The 17,868-nt window shown below is 70.3% G+C and carries 13 protein-coding genes and 1 pseudogene; 7 read left to right on the forward strand and 7 right to left on the reverse strand.

Annotation, left to right across the window (positions count from 1 at the left end; translation table 11 throughout):
- Positions 1-85 precede the first annotated feature (85 nt).
- The 3 genes and pseudogenes from SSMG_RS47620 to SSMG_RS13455 all read left to right on the forward strand — a co-directional run.
- Positions 86-157, forward strand: a pseudogene (locus tag SSMG_RS47620) (hypothetical protein); the annotation flags it as partial.
- Between the two features lie 39 nt (positions 158-196).
- The gene (locus SSMG_RS46855; protein ID WP_234392755.1) at positions 197-520 is read left to right on the forward strand and encodes a helix-turn-helix domain-containing protein; all 324 of its coding nucleotides are present in this window, start codon (positions 197-199) and stop codon (positions 518-520) included.
- Entirely contained in the window at positions 517-1,371 is an 855-nt protein-coding gene (locus tag SSMG_RS13455; RefSeq protein ID WP_009077419.1) for an IS3 family transposase, read from the forward strand. Before SSMG_RS46855 ends, SSMG_RS13455 begins: the two co-directional genes overlap by 4 nt.
- Before the next feature lie 82 nt (positions 1,372-1,453).
- On the opposite strand, the gene SSMG_RS13460 is transcribed toward SSMG_RS13455, so the two are convergent.
- The 3 genes from SSMG_RS13460 to SSMG_RS13470 all read right to left on the reverse strand — a co-directional run bounded on the left by SSMG_RS13460 (position 1,454) and on the right by SSMG_RS13470 (position 6,927).
- A complete protein-coding gene (locus SSMG_RS13460) occupies positions 1,454-4,825 on the reverse strand; it encodes a S8 family serine peptidase (protein ID WP_199785899.1) in 3,372 nt (1,123 codons plus the stop codon).
- 243 nt (positions 4,826-5,068) lie between these two features.
- On the reverse strand, positions 5,069-6,292 hold the full coding sequence (locus SSMG_RS13465; protein WP_009076587.1) for an MFS transporter: 1,224 nt from the start codon (positions 6,290-6,292) through the stop codon (positions 5,069-5,071).
- Positions 6,289-6,927: a GntR family transcriptional regulator gene (locus tag SSMG_RS13470; RefSeq protein WP_009076589.1), complete on the reverse strand. Its 639-nt coding sequence runs from the start codon at positions 6,925-6,927 to the stop codon at positions 6,289-6,291. Before SSMG_RS13470 ends, SSMG_RS13465 begins: the two co-directional genes overlap by 4 nt.
- A gap of 93 nt (positions 6,928-7,020) precedes the next feature.
- On the opposite strand from SSMG_RS13470, the gene SSMG_RS13475 reads away from it, so the two are divergent.
- Both SSMG_RS13475 and SSMG_RS13480 read left to right on the forward strand, forming a co-directional pair.
- A complete protein-coding gene (locus tag SSMG_RS13475) occupies positions 7,021-7,902 on the forward strand; it encodes an ornithine cyclodeaminase family protein (RefSeq protein ID WP_100266781.1) in 882 nt (293 codons plus the stop codon).
- Positions 7,903-7,955: 53 nt separating this feature from the next.
- Positions 7,956-8,588, forward strand: coding sequence for a class I SAM-dependent methyltransferase (locus SSMG_RS13480; RefSeq protein WP_009076593.1), 633 nt, complete (start codon positions 7,956-7,958; stop codon positions 8,586-8,588).
- Between the two features lie 898 nt (positions 8,589-9,486).
- On the opposite strand, the gene SSMG_RS13485 is transcribed toward SSMG_RS13480, so the two are convergent.
- On the reverse strand, positions 9,487-10,053 hold the full coding sequence (locus tag SSMG_RS13485) for an antitoxin (protein WP_050788169.1): 567 nt from the start codon (positions 10,051-10,053) through the stop codon (positions 9,487-9,489).
- Between the two features lie 209 nt (positions 10,054-10,262).
- Between SSMG_RS13485 and SSMG_RS13490 the strand changes: the two genes are divergently transcribed.
- Positions 10,263-11,357 (forward strand): CaiB/BaiF CoA-transferase family protein, encoded by a 1,095-nt coding sequence (locus tag SSMG_RS13490; RefSeq protein WP_009076597.1) that lies wholly within the window; start codon positions 10,263-10,265, stop codon positions 11,355-11,357.
- Positions 11,358-11,689: 332 nt separating this feature from the next.
- Here the strand turns inward: SSMG_RS13490 and SSMG_RS13495 are convergent, their stop codons facing one another.
- Both SSMG_RS13495 and SSMG_RS13500 read right to left on the reverse strand, forming a co-directional pair.
- The gene (locus SSMG_RS13495; RefSeq protein WP_199785900.1) at positions 11,690-12,910 is read right to left on the reverse strand and encodes a cytochrome P450; all 1,221 of its coding nucleotides are present in this window, start codon (positions 12,908-12,910) and stop codon (positions 11,690-11,692) included.
- A 150-nt stretch (positions 12,911-13,060) separates the two neighbouring features.
- Positions 13,061-14,557: a metallophosphoesterase family protein gene (locus tag SSMG_RS13500; RefSeq protein ID WP_234392826.1), complete on the reverse strand. Its 1,497-nt coding sequence runs from the start codon at positions 14,555-14,557 to the stop codon at positions 13,061-13,063.
- Between the two features lie 334 nt (positions 14,558-14,891).
- On the opposite strand from SSMG_RS13500, the gene eno reads away from it, so the two are divergent.
- Positions 14,892-16,166 (forward strand): phosphopyruvate hydratase, encoded by a 1,275-nt coding sequence (eno, locus tag SSMG_RS13505; protein WP_009076603.1) that lies wholly within the window; start codon positions 14,892-14,894, stop codon positions 16,164-16,166.
- A gap of 48 nt (positions 16,167-16,214) precedes the next feature.
- Here the strand turns inward: eno and SSMG_RS13510 are convergent, their stop codons facing one another.
- Positions 16,215-17,312: an MFS transporter gene (locus SSMG_RS13510; protein ID WP_009076609.1), complete on the reverse strand. Its 1,098-nt coding sequence runs from the start codon at positions 17,310-17,312 to the stop codon at positions 16,215-16,217.
- Positions 17,313-17,868 lie beyond the last annotated feature (556 nt).

Here is a 17,868-nt window from a genome sequence, read left to right on the forward strand (position 1 = left end):
GGAATCCAGTTCCAGCTGTCCGGGGAGTGGTTCGTTGCATCCACGCAGTTCGTTGTCTGAGTGGCAGCGGGCGTCCGCTGTTGCGTTGTTCGAGGACGGGTATGGCGCGAAGGCCGTGGCGTCCCGGTTGGGGGTGTCGGCGGGTGCCGTGCGACGCTTGCGTGATCGTTGGAGGCTGCGGAGCGCGGGAGCGCTGATGGACAAGCCAGGCAGGCGGTCGTTCGCGTTCGAGTTCAAGCTGGAGGTCGTGCGCCGGTATGTCGGCGGCGAGGCGACCGCGGCCGAGCTGGCGCGCGAGCACGGGCTGTCCTCGCCCAAACTCGTGGAGAACTGGGCGCGGGCGTATCGGCGCGAGGGAGAGGACGCGTTGCGGCCCAAGCCGAAAGGCCGTCCGCCCGGTGTCGCGGACTCGCCGGGTCCCGGCGAGCTGGAGCGGTTGCGGGCGGAGAACCTGCGGCTGTCGGCGGAGAACGCCTACCTAAAAAAATTGCGGGCCTTGAGGGAGCAGGGGCGAGGGTGAAAACCCAGGCCGTCGCCGCCCTCAAGGCCGACTATCCGCTGCCGGTGCTGCTGGCGGTCGCGGGCCTGGCCCGGTCGACGTTCTTCTACCACCAGGCCCGGCCCGACCGGCCCGACCCGCACGCCGGGCTCAAGGCCGCGATCGCCGAGGCGTTCGAGGCCGCCCGCGGCCGCTACGGGCACCGGCGGATCCACACGGTCCTGGCCCGCGCCGGCTGGCGGGTGGCGAAGAAAACCGTGCTCGCGCTGATGAACGCCCTCGGCCTGGTCTGCCAGGTCCGGCGGCCGCGCCGGCGCCGGTCCTGGCCCGGCCGGCCCGGCACGGCCGCCGAGAACCTGCTCAACCGCGAGTTCGGCGCCGAGGCCCCGGACACCAAATGGGTCACCGACGTGACCGAGTTCCGCATCGGCGACCGCAAGGTCTACCTCTCGCCCGTGATCGACCTGTTCGACCGGTCCGTGATCGCCTACGCCTGCGGGCCGTCCCCGACGCTGGAGCTGACGAACTCCTCGCTGCGCGCCGCGATCGCGACCCTGCCCGCCGGAGCCCGCCCGCTGGTGCACTCCGACCAGGGCTTCCAGTACCGGCACGCCTCCTGGCGCTCCCTGCTCGCCGACGCCGGCCTGACCCAGTCGATGTCCCGGCGAGCCACCTGCCTGGACAACGCCGTCGCCGAGAACTTCTTCGGCCACCTCAAAGAAGAACTCTTCCACCACACCAAGTTCGACACCGTCGACACGTTCATCACGGCACTGCACGACTACATCGACTGGTACAACACCACCCGCATCTCCACCACGCTCCAAGGCCTGAGCCCGGCCGAATACCGGGCCCAGACCCTCGCCGCCTAACCTCTACATAACCAGTCCAACTTCCGGGGCCCAGTTCAGAGGGACTCAGAGTCCCTCAGGGTTCCCCTCACGGAACGCGAGATCAGCCGATGCGGTAGCTGTACGGCAGAGTCGCCAGCACCTCACCGGTTCCGACCTGCGGCAGACCGGTCACGCCGGTCGGCAGCGAAGGCACGGTCACGATGTTCAAGTGCCCGGCCACCTTGTCGCCGCGGTTGCCCGACGGCGTGATCGTCACCAGGATGGTCGCGGTCTCGCCCGGCTTCACCAGCTGCGGCGTGCCGCCGGTGCCGTTCGGGTCCACCGACTGGCCGTACGGGTCGCCGGTCGACGACGTCACCGAACCGTCGAAGCCCGCCGTCTGGATCGACGCCGTGTAGCTCGAATGCCCGGCGGGCGCGCCTTCCGGACCGAACGGGCCGATCTCCTGCACGTCGGCGAACCAGACGCCCTTGGTGACGTAGCCGGTCTTCTCGCCGATCGTCGCGACCGACACCGTGCTGCCGTTCTGCGCGGACTTCAGGTCGCCGAGCACGTCGATGCCCGCCGCCGAACCCTGGATTTCCGCCTGCGCGGGCACGGTCGAGGACGTCGCGACGGTGAACTTGCTCGTCTCCGGCGGAATCGAGTACACCGGCGCGTCCGCGTTCAGCTCCGGCAGGTTGACCTCGGTCGACCCCTGGATCGGCTGCGGCTGCAGCGTTTGCCGGGCGTTCGTGCGCGCGTCGATGCCGATAGCGATCGGTTCGATGCCGGTGTTGCGCACCGTCACCGGCACGGTCACCGCCTTGCCCGCCGCGAGCGACGCGGACTGCGGCAGCGCGGGGGCGCTGGCCGAGGCCTGGTCGAAGCCGACGGTGCCGGTGAACGGCTGGTCGATCTGCTTGCCCGTCACCGGGTTCTGCACGACGAGCACCAGGTGCCAGCGGCCCGGCAGCGGGTTCGCGTCGACGAGCTGCAACCCGGTGCCCTGCCCCAGCGTGGTGGCCGAGGCGAGGAAGGCGTTGCTGTTCACGTCGGCGAGTTCGCCGTTCGGGTCGACCAGGACGCCGTCGAGCAGCGTGCCCGGATCCTGCAGCTTCACCGCGACGTCGAGGTCCCGCTTGCCGCGCGGGACGTCGAACTCGTAGGAGAAGGTCTGCGCGGGCGACACGGCACGGGCGTTGCCGCCGGTGATCGTGCCGCTGAACGTGCCCGGGCCGTTCTTCGTCGGGATCAGCGCGCGCAGCACGGCCGATACGGTGGTCTGGTGGCCGTCGGAGCTGCCGAAGACGATCGAGTAGTCCGCGTCGCCGCCGCTGCTCGGGGTCTGCAGGGAGACGTGCACCGGCTTCGTCTGACCCGGGTTGAGCTGCAGGATCTGCGGCGAGACCTGGCCGTACGGGACGGCCCGCTGCGCGGTCGTCGCCAGCTGGATGTCACCGGTGTACCCGGCCGGTCCGGACGCCGAGTACAGCACCGCGGTCCACGTGCCCGCCGCCGGACGCGTGACGTCCACGTTGGCGTAGTTCGCGGTCGCGGCCCCGCCCTGCGGACGGCTGTTGGCGACGAAGGTGCCGTCCGGCGCGAGCAGCGTCAGCCGCACCACCGGGGTGACCGACTGGCCGTTGACCGTCTTCGGGCTGCCCTGCCAGGCCATCCGCGCCAGCAGCCGCTGCGCGCCGTTCGGCACGGAGAACGTGACCTTCTTGTACGCCCAGTTGGTGCCGTTGAAGTACGGGAACGTCGGCAGCTTGGTCGAGTCGAACGAGGTGGTCTGCGCCTGCGTGCCGATCGGCGCGAACGTCCGCGTGCCGGTGCTGACCGTCAGCGGCTTGGTGCCCGAGTTGGTGACGTTCACCGAGGCCTGCTGCGTGCTGCCCGGCGCGCCTTCCAGCGTCAGCTGGTCGGCCGACAGCGTGATGTTCGACGAAACGCCGGCCGGCGCCCCGGTCGAACCCGGAGCGGTGAGCGCCGCCTCGACCGCCGCGCGCGCGTCGAGAAGGCCCGCGCCCTGCTCGTCGGCCGGGAGGTTGAGGTCGCGCGCGGTGCTGGTGATGATCTGCTTCACCTGCGCGGGCGACGGCGACGCACCGTGGTGCGAATTGCGGTAACTCTGGATCACCAGCGCGGCGACGCCCGCGGTCAGCGGGGCGGATTCACTGGTGCCGCCGAAGGACTCGAGGTCGGTCGGCTGCGGCACGGTGTTGAAGTTGTGGCATTCCGCGTACGCCGGCGAGCAGTCGGCCCAGTTGCCCTCGCCGGGTGCGACGAGGTCGATGGTGCGGCCGTTCTGCGTGATGCCGGACGAGGACAGCGCGGAGATGTTGTCGCTCACCCATTTCCCGTTGGAGAAGCCGAAAGCCGCGTAGCCGGTCTGCGCGTACAGCCGGTTGTCGGTCGTCGCGCCGGTCGAGATCACCAGCGGGTCGGTGGCCGGGCTGCCGATCGTGGACGTGGTGCCCGCGTCGCCGCTGGACGCGGTGACCGTGACGCCCGCGGCCACGGCCTGGTCGTTGAAGACCTGGAACAGGTTGCGGGAGCTGGAATCCGGGTACTGGTTGAGGCCGAGCGATTCGTTGATCACGTCGACGTGGTCGACGGTCACCGCGTAGTCGATCGCCTGCAGCACCGCGGAGTTCGTGGCGGTCTTGCCGAACACGTTCAGTCCGACCAGGCTCGCGCCCGGCGCGACGCCCTTGACGACGATGTTGCAGCCCGCCGGGAGCGGGTGCTTCTCGTTGACGAACTTCGACAGGTCGTGCACCACGACGCCCTGCGCGGCGATCGAGGAGGCGTCGCCGAAGGCCTCGGCGCCGGCGTCGGTCGTGTTCGGGCCGTCGCCGGAGAAGTCCTGGTAGTCCGAGAACACATGGCTGCCGTCGGGACGGATGAAGTCCGCGTAGTTCGGGTCCATGTTGTCGGCGAGGAACGCGACCTTGACGCCGGCGCCGTTGGCCAGGTCGGACGCGCTCTTGCCGCCGGTGGTGCTGTACGCGCGGATCGAGGTCAGCGCTTCGGGCTCCAGCAACGGTTTCGCCGGGTCGCTCGGGCAGGTCGCGTTCGGAACGGACTGCGCGGCCGGTCCGCCTGCCTTGGGCGCGGCGGCCGGTGCGCTCGGTTTGGCGTCCGGCAGCGTCACCTTGCTGTCCGGCAGCACCTGCGCGACCGCCGGGTCGTGCGCGAGCTGGGCGGCCTGCGCGGGCGTTACGGTGGCGGAAAACGCGTTGCCCAGCGCGAAGTGCTTGACCTTGGCGGGCGCCGCGCCGGCGAGCTTGGCGAGCACCGAGTCCTGTTCTTGGGTGGCTTTGGCGCGGCGAGTGTCCGACGCCGCCTTGGTGGGCGGCGCGCTGGGCAGCTGGTCCGCGAGGACGACGATCACCGATTGCGGTGCCGTCTCGGCCGCGGCGGCGGGCGCGGCAGCCTGCGCCGGCTGGGTCGCCCCGGCCAGCACCAGGCTGCCGGTCGCAGCCATGACCAGGGCGCGAACGGATCGCGAGGAACGCCCCATGTGCAGTTCCCACTTCCTGCTAGAAGGGTTCGTGAGTTACCGGCCCCGACGAAATCGGGCGCACTCGTGCCGCGCCTGATTTCCCGACAGCAGAACTCTTTCCGACTCCTTCACGATCCACAAGCGACAATAGTGGGAAACAAATCCGGCAAACGGGACCGAATTTCCGCGCGGTCGCGCATTCGGTCCCGTTTGCCGGAATCGGGGTCAGTCCTGGGGCAGGTGCCGGCGCGAGTGTCGGGTCACCACAAGGGTTCCCGCGACGGCGACCAGCGCGACGCAGGCGAGCAGCACCGGGTAGCCCGCTACTCCGTTCAGGGCCGCTAAAAGTGACGGCAAGAGGAATCCGACATAGGCCAGCGCGTAGTACACGCCGGTCAGTTCCGCGATTTCGTCCGGCCGGGCCAGCCGTTGCAATTCCAGCAGTCCGGACACCACGACGATGCCGTAAGCGGCGCCCAGCACGACCGCCGCGCCGAGCGCGATCCACGGCGATTCCCGCGCGGCCGCGAAGACGCTCAAGACGAGCCCGACGCAGAGCACCACCATCCCGGTGAGCACGGCCCGCGCGCTGGTGGCGCGGTCGACCCGCTTGGCGATCGGCTGGATCCCGACGCCCGCGCCGATCGCGCAGACGGTGAGCAAGGTGGAGTAGGCCAGCGCCCACGACCCGGTCTGGTGCTCGACGAGCTGCGGCAGGATCGCGTACGCCACGCCGCACGAGCCGAAGATCCACGGCGCGGCGGGCAGGATCACCCGGCGGAACCGCGGATGCCGCGCGGTGGCGGGCAACGCGGCGCGGACGGTTTCGGCCCGGACCGCGAGCGTTTCCGGACTGCGCGTCACCGCGGCCAGCGAGACCAGCGCGAGTCCGATGTGGACCAGATAGGGGAGGACCATCGGCCAGGGGCCCCATTGCGCGAGCGCTCCGGCGATGCCCGGGCCGATGCCGAGCCCGAGCGTCAGGCACAGCGCGGCGCGCCGGGTGCCGAGGTCGGCCGCGCTGTACGGGTCGGCGTCGGCGAGTTCCTTGATCCAGGTGGAGCCCACGGCCATCGCGACCGCGACGGCGATGCCGGAGAGGAACCGGCCGGCGGCGATCCATCCGACGCCGAGGGGGCCGAGCGCCAGCAGCACGCTCGCCAGCAGCGACAACCCGGTGCCGGCGAACATCACCGGGCGGCGACCGTACCGATTGGACAGTCCGCCGGAGAGCAGCAGTCCCGGCACGAGGCCGACGACGTACGCGCCGAGCAGGGCGTCGACGGTGAACGCGGAGTAGCCCGCGGCGTGGTACATCACGAGCAGCGGGGTGAACTGGTTGCCGCCCCAGCCGCAGGCGAATACCGCGGCGGCGGCCGGGAGCCAGGCCGGACGAGCGGTGGTACCGGGTGTTTCGGGCAGGGGAGCGCGGTCAGCGGTAGTGGTCATCGACGGTGCACCGAATCCAGGTGTGCTCGCAGGGCCGGAGCGAAGGTGCCGGCCTTCGTTTCGGCCTCCGCGATGATGTGCAGAAGCTGTTCGTGCTCGCCGACGACCTGCGGCAGGCGAGCCGGGATCGGCGCGAGCGCGTGGACGTTCATCCGGCGCTGGCGGTCGGCGAGCGTGGTGTAGAAGCTGAGCAGCAGGGTGTTGCCGCCGGCCTCGACGATCGTGCGGTGAAACAGCGCGTCGGCCTCCGCGAACGCGGGCACGTCGCCCGCTTCCGCGTGCTGCCGTTGGACGTCCAGCACCGCGCGCAGCTGTTCGAGCGCCGCCGGGATCAACTCCGGACGGCGGCCCAGCCGTTGTACCGCCGCGCTTTCGACGGCCTCGCGGGCTTCGAGCACGTCCTCGGCCTCGCCCGGCGTGATCGGCACGACGATCGCGCCGCGCTTCGGGATCAGGTTGAGCAGTCCCTCGACCTGCAGCCGCAGGAACGCCTCGCGCACCGGAGTCCGGCTCACCCCGAGGCGCTCGGCGATCTCGCCCTCGCTGAACAGGTGCCCGCCGGGCAGTTCGCCGGTCAGGACCAGTTCCTTGGTCAGCTCGTAGGCGCGGTCGGCCGCGGGTTTCAACGCGTTCACGCTGCGACGCTAACATGCATCCCAGCTTGTATCTAAGGCGTTGTGACCTGCGGCTCAGCCGGTTTTGTCGGTGTCGTGTGCGATGCTCGCCGGGTGCTGCTCCTCGATGCCGCGCCGACCGTGCACGAAGCCGTTGCCGCCATCCGCGCCGCCTTGACCGGCGGTCTCGACCCGGACCAGGACCCGCCGCGGGCCGTCGTGCCCGTGCCCGCCGGCCAGTTCCTCCTCATGCCCGCTTCCTGGGACCGCTACGCCGGGGTCAAGGTCGCTTCCGTCGCTCCCGGCAACCCGGCGCGCGGCTTGCCGCGGATCCAAGGCCACTACCTGCTGATGGACGGCCCGACGCTCACCCCCATGGCCCTCCTGGACGGCGTCGCCCTCACGTCGGTCCGCACGGCAGCCGTCTCCGCCGTGGCGGCTGATTTGCTGGCCGTGCCCGACGCGGAACGACTGGTGGTGTTCGGGACCGGCCCGCAAGCGCAGAGCCACCTCGAAGCCTTCCTCGCGGTGCGGCCAGTGCAGGAGGTCGTGGTGGTCGGCCGGAATCCAGCGCGCACCGAGGCTTTCGTCGCGCGGTACCCGTTCGCCCGGACCGGCACACCGGACGACGTCTCCTCGGCTGACCTGATCGTCTGCTGCACCTCGTCGCGAACCCCCGTGTTCGAAGGCGCGAAGGTCCCCGAACACGCCACGGTGGTGGCCGTCGGCTCGCACGAACCCGACGCGCGAGAAGTCGATGATGTCCTCATTGGACGGTCCACTGTGGTCGTAGAAGCCATCGGCGCGGCTACCCGTGAGGCCGGAGAGGTAGTACTGGCAATGGAATCCGGTGCCCTTGCCGCAGGCGATCTGGTCTCGCTCGCCGCACTGGCTCAAGGCTTCGCGGTGCCGCCGGGCCCTCGGCTGTTCAAGAGCGTCGGGATGGCGTGGGAAGACCTGGTCGTCGCCGCAGCTGCCTACGAAGCTGCCGCGTAATTGTCGGTGGGGCCCGATAACCTGGACTCCTTCGACGGCGAGGGGGAGACCGGATGTCCAAGGAACTGACCACCGCGGCTGAGTTGTTCGACGCGATCGGCGCCGGGTACGAGGAGGCGTTCGGCCGTCCGCCGGTAGTGGACGCGGCCGTGCGGGAGCTGCTGGCGGTGCTGCCCCCGTCCGCGCGGGTGCTGGACCTCGGCAGCGGAACCGGCCGCCCCACCGCGGCCGATCTCACCGCTGCCGGACACCGAGTGACCGGGATCGACGTGTCCGCGGAGATGGTGCGGATCGCCCGCGAGCAGGTTCCCGAGGCGACGTTCGTGCAAGCTGACCTGCGAGAATGGGAGTCGGAGCCAGGGGTGTGGGACGCCGTATGCGCGTTCTTCCCGTTCCTGCAGCTGTCAAGGCTCGAAACGGAGCAGGCACTCAGCCGAATCGCGGCCTGGCTGGTGCCCGGCGGAAGGTTCGCGCTGATCACCGTCCCCGCCGACGTCGAAGACCTGCCGGTCGACTTCCTCGGCCACTCGATCCGGCTGACGAGCTTCCCAATCGACGCACTGGTCGACCGGGTTCGCGCGGCCGGGCTGGAAGTGACGGGAACCCGGACGGAGACGTTCGCGCCGGACAAACCGGGCGCGGAACCGGAGGAACACCTCCTGATCTCGGCCCGCAAACCCAGCTGAGTCCAGCCGGGTTTGCGGGGTCGTGAAACAAATTCGTCGTTTGGGTGCCGCTGGAAACAAGGCGGCATTTTCGCGCGGTCCAGGTGAACACGCCGGAAACTGTGCGGAAAATTCCGCCAAGCCCCGCTCGCTGAGCTGATTGTTCAACCGATCGAATGAGGAACGACTAGCGCCGATCGATTACCGGCCCACCCGAATTACCCACCGCAACTGATTCTCGCGCGCGCCGCACGGAAACCAGTCCGCCGCACTCGCTCCGGCCACCCAAGCGAGCCGGTCGCCGCGGGGTTGGGAGGTGACTGACTCATGTCTCGCTCGCTCCGGTGGACCGAGCGAGCCAGTCACCGCGGGTTGGCATGGTGACCGGCTCGAGTGCCGCTTGCCTCGGCGACGTCTGGCTGGTTTCAGTCCAGCGCTCAAGTTTCGCTTGTTTCGGCCGACCGCGAGGCGCGGTCACTGTGGGCTTGGCGTGGTGACCGGCTCGACGCTCGCTTGCCTCGGCGGCGTCTGGCTTGCTTCGGTCCAGCGCGAGGGCCGGTCACCGCAGCTGAGTGCGGTGACCGGCTCAAACTTCGCTCACCACAACCGATTCTGGCGACTCCCGCCTCACTCGGTTCGCCGAGGCCCATCCGGGCGGCTCGCACTGGCAGCCGATTGCCGAGCTTCGTGCCTGGCGCAGCTTGGGGTACTGCGCTGGTTCCCGAGGCCTCGCGTCTTGCGCGGCTTCGCTTGCCGTAGCTGCGTTCATCCGCAGCCCGCCGCAGCCCGCAGCAGCCCGCCGCACCCGCGCACCCGCAGCAGCCCGCTGTGGGGCCGCAGCCGCCGCAGCCGAAGTCCGCAGCGGGGCTTCCTGCGGGCGTGTGCGTCGTGGGAACTCAGGCCAGAACCGTTGTCGGTATTACTGGTTGCCCCACTGCTGCTCGCCCTGCTGACCGCTCTGCTCGTAGCCGCCCTGCTGCTCGTAGCCGCCTTGCTGGCCGCCCTGTTCGTAGCCCTGCTGGCCGCCCTGCTGGAAGCCGCCTTCGCGCTCGCCCTGGTCGAAGCCGCCCTGGCCGCCTTGCTGGTAGCCGCCCTGGCCGCCCTGGTGGCCGCCGCCCTGGAAACCGCCTTGCTGGCCGCCCTGTTCGTAACCGCCCTGGTGGCCGCCGCCCTGGAAACCGCCCTGCTGGCCGCCCTGCTCAAAGCCGCCCTGCTGGCCGCCGCCCTGGAAGCCGCCCTGGCCGCCCTGCTCGCCCTGGCCGAAGCCGCCCTGCTGCTGGCCGCCGCCCTGTTCCTGGCCGCCCTGGTGGCCGCCGCCGAAGTTTTCCTTCAGTTTGTCCGCGCCCTGGCGGATCTGGTCGCCGTGCTGCCCGCCGGTTTTCTGGTCGGCGAATTCGGCGGCCTTGTCGATGCCCTGACCGACTTTGTCCGGGTTGTTGCCCGCGAATTCCTGGATCTTGTCCTTCGCCTGGTCGAAAAAGCTCATCGAAATCCTCCTTGATCTATTCGTGACACATGGATACCAGTCGGGTACCCGGCCGACCGGGTGACGAGACCCCAGTCCCCGGTTCGGGTGAGGCGCGGCGCCGGTTCTGCCCGGGTCGGGCCACGGGTGGGTTACCCCACACGCCCGGAACGACAGCCGACCGGCCGGTAGGGTCGCCGCCGCAAGGGCACCGGAGCCGAGGAGGACATGTGGCGGGACCGTTGAGCGGGCTGAAGGTCGTCGAGCTGGCCGGGATCGGGCCGGGTCCGCACGCGTGCATGGTGCTCGCCGACCTGGGCGCGGACGTCGTCCGCGTGGAACGGCCTTCCGGATCGCTCGACCTCACCGGCGGCAAACCGGACCCGCTGCTGCGCGGCCGACGCTCGGTCGCCGCGGACCTCAAGACCCCCGAAGGCCGCGAACTCGTCCTGCGCCTCGCGGCGAAAGCCGACGTGCTGATCGAAGGCCTGCGCCCGGGCGTCACCGAACGGCTCGGCGTCGGCCCGGACGACTGCTTCTCCGCCAACCCCCGCCTGGTCTACGGCCGGATGACCGGCTGGGGACAGGAGGGCCCGCTCGCCCAGCGCGCCGGCCACGACATCAACTACCTCGGCCTCACCGGCGTGCTGCACGCGATCGGCCGCGCGGGCGAACGCCCGGTGCCGCCGCTCAACCTGGTCGGCGACTTCGGCGGCGGCTCGATGTTCCTGATCGCGGGCGTGCTCGCGGCGCTGTGGGAGTGCGGCCGGACCGGACGAGGCCAGGTCGTGGACGCGGCGATGGTCGACGGCGCGAACGTCCTCTCCCAGATGATGTGGGCCTTGCGCGGCCTGGGTTCCTGGTCCGACGAACGCGGCACGAACCTCCTGGACGGCGGCGCGCCCTTCTACGACACGTACGTCTGCGCGGACGGCCGATACGTCGCCGTCGGCGCCCTCGAACCGCAGTTCTACGCGGCCCTTCTGAACGGCCTCGGCCTCGCCGCGGAAGACCTCCCGCCGCAACTGGACCGCGACGGCTGGCCCACCCTCCGCGCCACCTTCACCCGCGCCTTCCTGACCCGCACCCGCGACGAATGGGCGTCGATCTTCGACGGCACCGACGCGTGCGTCACGCCCGTCCTGGCACCGGACGAGGCCGCTGCGCACCCGCACATCGCCGCACGGTCCGGCCTGATCACACTGGACGGGATCGTCCAGCCCGCCCCGGCGCCGCGGTTCTCCCGCAGCACGCCGGAGACGCCGACCCCACCGCCGGTTCCGGGCGCGGACACGGAAAAGGTCCTCGCCGACTGGGGCGCTTAGTTCCGCACTCACCCCAGCCGGGCTCCGAGGAGGCGGTACCGGAGTGCTTGCTTCCGCTGCCGCGCCGATGGGATGACGTGACGGGCGTGGAAATGCCTTGCCCGGCGATCGCACCGGCCGGATGGCGTGACCGGATCAGGTTCCGGCTGGTCGGCACGCGGCACCAGCACGAGGCCCGGGATCTGCCGCCCGGCCTAGCCTGCGACCGCAACGCCAGAAGAACGTCCCTCGCTCGATCCACGCGCGGCGAAGGCGTGCAACCCCTCAGCCCCGCACCGCACTGTCAGGACGACCCGACGGTCACGCTGCCATCACGCCAACGCAAGGCCCGCCTACCCCCGCAACCGCACCGGCAACGTCACATGCCCATTGGTGATAAACGACGGCATCGGCTCCAATTCCCCTTCAGCCACCGCCAACGCCAACCCCGGGAACCGCTCGAACAGCGCGGGCAGCCCGTGCTCCGCTTCCATCCGGGCGAGCTGCACGCCGAGGCAATAGTGCACCCCGTGCCCGAACGCGAGCGCTGATTTGTCCTTGCGGGACAGGTCGAACTCGTCAGCATCCGGACCGTGGTGGTGCTCGTCGCGGCCGGCGGGGCCGAAGGACGCGAGAATCGGGTCGCCCGCGCGGATGGTCGTGCCCTCGACCTCGATGTCCTCCCGCGCGAACCGCAGTGGCAGGTGCGAAATCGGGGACTGCCAGCGCAAAGTCTCGTCCACGACGTCCGCCCAGGTGCGCGTTCCGTCGAGAACCTGCCGCAGCTGTGCGGGGTGAGTGAGCAAGGCGGTCACGGCCTGGTCGAGCAGGTTGACCGTCGTCTCGTGGCCGGCGGTGATCATGAGGATCAGCGTGTCCACCAGTTCCGCTTCGCTGAGCCGGGAGCCGTCGGAGTCGCGGGCGGTGATGAGTGCGGTGGCGAGGTCGTCGCCGGGATCGGCGCGTCGCTGTTCGACGAGTTCGGCGAGGATTCCGTACAGCCGTTCGACGTTCGCGGTCGCTTCATCCGCGGTCGTCGACGTCGCGAACATCCCGGCCACCGCGGTGCGCAGGCCCGGCCGCGCTTGTTCGGGGACCCCGACCAGCCGGCAGATCACCTCGATCGGCAGCCGGTAGCAGTACTGCTCGCGCAGATCGATTTCCGCAGGCCCGGCTTCGAGTTCGGCGAGCAGCCCGTCGACGATGTCCTTGACCACCGGGCGCAGCGCGGCGATGCGGTTGGGCGCGAAAGCCTTGGACACCAACGACCGCAGCCGCCGGTGCTCGTCTCCGTAGGCGGTGAACATGTTCTGCACGGAAACCCAGATGTGCAGCGACCAGTCGGAGGAGATCTTCCCGTCCCGGTAGGCGGGCCAGTGCCGCCGGGCGTCCTTCGACACGCGCGGGTCGGCGAGCAGAGTGCGCAGCAGCGGCAGGCTGGTGACCGACCAGGCGAGCACGCCGCCCGGCAGTTCGACCACGGTCAGCGGTCCGCGGGCGCGAAGCCGGGCGCCCTCGCCGTGCACGTCCGGCGCGGCCGGGTCGAGCACGAAGGGGGTGACGGCGTGGTCCATGGGCGCTCCTCGCGGCCCGATGGTCCACAATGGACTGACGATGGGAGAGGTGTCCGCAGCGGCCACCGGGTCCGCGGTGAGCCTATCGAGGCCGAGGGGCGTTCTGCCGGTATTGAGGGGGTGCGGACCCGGCCAGGGAAGGGGTTGACGTCAGCCGTCGGCGCGCTTGCGGTGCAGCGAAAACCGCTCGAACACCGACAGCTCGCCGGTCGGCTTGTTCACGTTGTAGTAGGTCACGTGCATGGTCGTCGTGCCGCCCGGCCGGTGCCCGGGGTCCACGGTGAAAGCGGCGAAGCCGTACGGATGGTCGAGGTCGCGCACCGCGCTCCACACCGCTTTTTCGCGTACGTAGGTCGGTTTCCGCTTGCCGGTGGCCGGATCCCGCTTGTCGGCGACGGCGGTCAGCACTTTTCCGGTGCCGTCCTTGAAGAAGCTCCCGTTGGTGGTCCCGGAGACGCCGCCTCCGCCCAGAATCATGTGCACGGTGCCGTGCGTGGCGTCGATGTTGTCGGTCGCGTCGGACACCGGATTCGGCGTCAGCGTCTCGCTTTCCGCGACGACTCCGTGCACGGCGAGGGAGCGTTCGTAGTCGTGCTCGTGCCCGCAGAGCACCAGGTCCACGCCGTAGCGGTCGAACAGCGGGCCGTACTTCTCCCGCAAGCCCAGGTCGGCGCCGTTCGCGTCGGACGTGCTGATCATGACCTGGTGCATCGCGACGACGATCCAGTCCACGTCTCGCGACGCCCGGGCCGCGGCGAGTTCCTTCTCCAGCCAGGCGAGCTGCCGTCCGCCGGAGTAGCCGTTGACGTAGACGTCGCCGCCGTCCTGCAGGCAGTTGTCGTCGTTCTGCAGCACGACGACCCGCACCGAGCCGACGGTGAAGCCGTACCAGAGCCCGGCGAGTTCGGGGTCCGTTTCGGTGGAGGGCAGCTGGAAGTACGCCTGGTAGGCGTCCATGCCGATCGCGCCGTTCTTCTTCTCGATCTCGTGGTTGCCCGCGGCGGGCATCCACGGCCGGTACCGCGCCGAGCGGGTGTTGTTGGTGAAGAAGTTGTTCCAGGTGCGGACGCGGTCGACGTCGAGGTTGGCGTAACAGAGGTCGCCGTTGAGCAGGTGGAACAGCGGCGCGACGGTCTCGATGCCGGTGACGATGTCCTTCGTGGCCGGCGTGGAGAAGAAGTCGAGCGCGGGCGCGCCCTTGAGATCCCAGGTGACCTGCGGCGCGGACTGGTCGCCGAAGCTGGTGAAGGTGAACGGCGCCCGGCCGCTGGGCGCGGTGCGGAACGTGCCCGCGTCGGGCGTCGCGCCGTCGTGCTGGGCGATGTAGAGGTACTCGGTGTTCGGGCGGAGCCGGTTGATCTCGGCGTGGTGCACCCAGACCGTGCGGTTCGACGCGCCGTCGAGATAGGTGCGGGTGACCGCGGGGGCGTACGAGCCGAAGCCGTCGTCGAGCGTGCCGTAGAGGACGCGCGGACGGCGGACCGGGCCGTCGGTGAGCCACGAAACCACCATCTGCCGGGCGGGATCGCGGCCGAACGTGAGATGCAATCCCTGTACCGGCGTCGCGCCGCCGCCCGGGCTCGGCGCGAGCGGAGCGGCGGCTGCCGTACCAGTGCCGAGCAGTGGTACGGCAGCGCTCGCGCCCATTAGGCCTAATGCTCCTCGACGGCTGACGGTGTTCGACATGACAGCGGCCTCCTCCGGCTCCAGGCAAGCGAAGCTATGCTGGCCGCGCGGCCCGTCGATGAACGCCGGCTGTCCGGCGCGTGAAGTGTCTTTCGCGCGGGTTCCGGTTCGTTCCCTTTGCCGGGAAACGGTTTCCGGACTGTCCGAAGTGGAGCGTCCGGGCTTTGCCGGATCGATTCAGAACCTTTCTGCTAGCCTCCGGGGTGACGTGCGGCTCGCCGTGGTGCCGCGTTGCTGCCGGGGCGCTTCACGGAGCGTGCGCTGAGTGCTTCGGCTCGAACCTCCGAGGAGCGTTATGGCAGGCATCGTCCGGGTCCGGGGCCGTGAGGTGCTCGACAGCCGGGGCAACCCGACGGTCGAGGTCGACGTGGTGCTGGCGGACGGGTCGGCGGGCCGCGCGGCGGTGCCGTCCGGGGCGTCCACCGGCACGCGCGAGGCCGTTGAGCTGCGGGACGGCGACGCGAAGCGGTTCCACGGCAAGGGCGTGCGCAAGGCGGTCGACGCGGTGAACGGCGAGATCGCCGACGCCGTGATCGGCATGGAGGCCGAGGCGCAGGCGGACGTCGACCGCGCGCTGATCGCCCTCGACGGCACCGAGAACAAGGCGCGGCTGGGCGCGAACGCGACGCTCGGGGTCTCGCTGGCGGTGGCGAAGGCGGCCGCCGCGGCGAACACGCTGCCGCTGTACCGCTACGTCGGCGGGGTGTACGCGCACCTGCTGCCGATGCCGATGATGAACATTATCAACGGCGGCGCGCACGCGGACAACCCGATCGACTTCCAGGAGTTCATGATCGGCCCGGTCGGCGCGGAGACGTTCGCCGACGCCGTGCGGATGGGCTCGGAGGTGTTCCACACGCTGCGGAAATCGCTGCACGAAGCGGGACACAACACGAATGTCGGAGACGAGGGCGGGTTCGCGCCGCAGCTGGGGTCGGCCGACGAGGCGCTCGAGTTCGTGGTCCGCGCGATCGAGCAGACCGGGTACGAGCCGGGCAAGGACATCGCGCTGCTGCTGGACCCGGCGGCGTCGGAGTTCTACCGCGACGGCGTCTACGACTACACCGGCGAGGGCCGCAAGCGCAGCGTCGAGGAGCACGTCGCGTACCTGACCGAGCTGACCGAGCGGTTCCCGATCGTGTCGATCGAGGACGGTCTCGCCCAGGACGACTACGCCGGCTGGAAGCAGCTGACCGACGGCATCGGCGACCGCGTCCAGCTCGTCGGCGACGACCTGTTCTGCACGAACGTCGAGATCCTGCGCGACGGCATCAAGCGCGGCATCGCCAACTCGATCCTCATCAAGGTCAACCAGATCGGCACCCTGACCGAAACGCTGTCCGCCGTCGACACCGCGCACAAGGCGGGCTACTCGGCGGTCATGTCTCACCGTTCGGGCGAAACCGAGGACACCACGATCGCCGACCTCGCGGTCGCCACCGGCTGCGGCCAGATCAAGACGGGTTCGCTGTCGCGGTCCGACCGCACGGCGAAGTACAACCAGCTGATCCGCATCGAGGAGGAGCTGGGCACCGAAGCTCGCTACGCGGGCTGGGACACCCTGCGCTGAGATTGCTTTTCGCGAGGCGGCCCGGGTTTGCGCCCGGGCCGCCTTTCGCTATTTCCGGTGCCTGAGGACCGTTGCCGCGGCAGTGAAGGCCGCACTCACCCAGAACGCCGCCCGCGCGTGCGCCGCGTCCACGACGACGGCCCCCGCCACCGCGGGCCCGACCACCGCGCCGAGATTGAACGCCGTGGTCGCGACCGCCCCGGCCACCCGCGGCGCGCCCTCGCTGGCCGAGGCGACGATCGCCGCGATCAACGCGGACCCGACGCCGAACGCCGTCGCCCCGGCGAGCAAGGCCGCGGTGAGGATCCCCGGAAGGCTCTGCGCCGCGAAGAACGCCGCCACCCACACGGCGGTCAGCACGGCCGTGCCCGCTTTGAGGATCTTCGGCCCGGCCTTGCCCGCGACCGTGACGCCGACGAACGACCCCACCCCGAACGCGGCCAGCACGACCGGAACCCATGCTGGTTCGGTGGTCATGGTGCCGAGGTAGGTGAAGGCGGCGAACGTCCCGCCGTTGACGAGAACGCCCTTGACCACCGTGGTCAGGACGCGGGGCTGGGCCAGGACCCGCCACTCCCGGGTTACGGGGCTCGTCGCCGGCGGGTCGTCGAACTTCGTGGTGGTCAACGCGGCGGCGGCCATCGCGGTGACTGCCGCGATGGCCCAGAACGCGGCCTGCCATCCGGAGTGCTGGCCGAGCACCGTCCCGGCGGGAACGCCGACGATGCACGCGAGCGTGACTCCGGACAGCAACACGGACGTCGCCCGCCCGACGGCGTCGGCTGGGACGAGCGAGGTGAGCGTCGCGAGAGCTACGGCGAGAAACCCGGCGTTGGCGAACGCCGCGACCGCTCGGGTGCCGAGGAGGACGGGAAAGTCGGTGGTGAGGGCGCCGAGGACGTGCACTCCGCTGAACAGCCCCAGAAAGGCGAGAAGCGCGAACTTGCGCGGCAACTTGCTGCCGAGCGTCGCGAGCACGGGCGCCCCGACGACCATTCCGGCCGCGAAGAGGGACGTCAGCAGTCCTGCGGTGCCGAGGGAGACGCCGGTGCTGGCGGCGATCTGGGGGAGGAGCCCGGAGAGCACGAATTCCGAGGTTCCTTGCGCGAAGACTGCGGCGGAGAGGAGGAAGACTATGGGAGGCAAGGGTTTCTGCTCCGATGGTGGGTGGCGTCGGGGACGCCTGGGATAAGGACGGTTTGGGTGCGGGGTGGGGTGCCTTGCGGGCAGCACGGCTTGCGGCTCGGTGCCCCGGCCTGGGTTCGCCTTCGGCATGCGTGCGTTGGCCCGGGTGCGTCGCCCGCTTTGGCTTCGGCATGTGGCTTGCGCCTCGGTGCACCGGCCTGGGTCGGGTTCGGCGTGCGTGCGTTGGCCCGGGTGCGTCGCCCGCTTTGGCTTCGGCATGTGGCTTGCGCCTCGGTGCAGCGGCCTGGGTCGGGTTCGGCGTGCGTGCGTTGGCCCGGGTGCGTCGCCCGCTTTGGCTTCGGCATGTGGCTTGCGCCTCGGTGCAGCGGCCTGGGTTGGCTTCGGCGTGTGTGTGTCGGCTTGGGTGCTCCGGCCTGCGTTGGTTTCGGCATGTGGCTTGCGGCTCGGTGCACCGGCCTGGGTTGGCTTCGGCGTGTGTGTGTCGGCTTGGGTGCTCCGGCCTGCGTTGGTTTCGGCATGTGGCTTGCGGCTCGGTGCACCGGCCTGGGTTGGCTTC

The sequence above is a fragment of the Streptomyces sp. AA4 genome (genome assembly GCF_000158875.1).
Lineage (GTDB): Bacteria > Actinomycetota > Actinomycetes > Mycobacteriales > Pseudonocardiaceae > Amycolatopsis.